Here is a 656-nt window from a genome sequence, read left to right as displayed (position 1 = left end):
CTGCCGTCACCGCGACCAACGGCTATATCGACCTGCTGGTCAATGCCGGCAACATGACCATCGGCAATCTGACGGCAGGCACTTATATCGTGCTGGATACGCGCGCCGGCAACATGGCGCTGGGTGATATCCAGTCTGGCCAGGATACCGAGCTTGAAGCAGCCGGTTCGGTCCAGTTCGGCAATGCCGTGACCGGGCTGGAGTTCGCCATCGAGGCGCTGGGCAGCATCACGGGTGGCAATGTCAATGCCGCAGGTGCCTTGCCTACTACCAGTTATAGTGTGGGCCTGTTGTCGCAGACCGGCAATATTCAGGTCGGCAACCTGACCGGCGCCCGCAATATCGGCTTTATCGCAGGCGGCACGATCAACGCCGGTTCGCTCACCAGCGGCGAAAACATCATCGCGCTGGGCACGGGCAATATCCTGTTCAACGGCGCGGTCACCACCGGAAATGCCGCCAGCCGCTATTTCTATGTCGGCAACACCTCGATGGTTACCTCTTTGGGACAGGATTTCGATCCGACGCCCCTCTTTGCCCTGACCCCGGTACGAACCGCCGGCAGCCTGAGTGTGAACGGCCCGATCCGGGCCAGCAACGTGCTTGCCGGTGTCGGGACCGGCTTCAACTCCGGCGCGATCACCGCCAATGGCGGG

1 protein-coding gene is annotated in these 656 nt (G+C 61.9%); it reads left to right on the top strand.

Translation table 11 applies throughout. The annotated features are described in order from the left end of the window. Positions 1–656, top strand: a 656-nt coding sequence (locus AX735_RS25835; protein ID WP_202189567.1) for a hypothetical protein, incomplete at both ends; no start/stop codon positions are given.

This window comes from Blastomonas sp. CCH1-A6 (genome assembly GCF_001556365.1).
GTDB classification, from domain to species: domain Bacteria; phylum Pseudomonadota; class Alphaproteobacteria; order Sphingomonadales; family Sphingomonadaceae; genus Blastomonas; species Blastomonas ursincola.
This window is presented reverse-complemented; position numbering and strand designations above follow the sequence as displayed.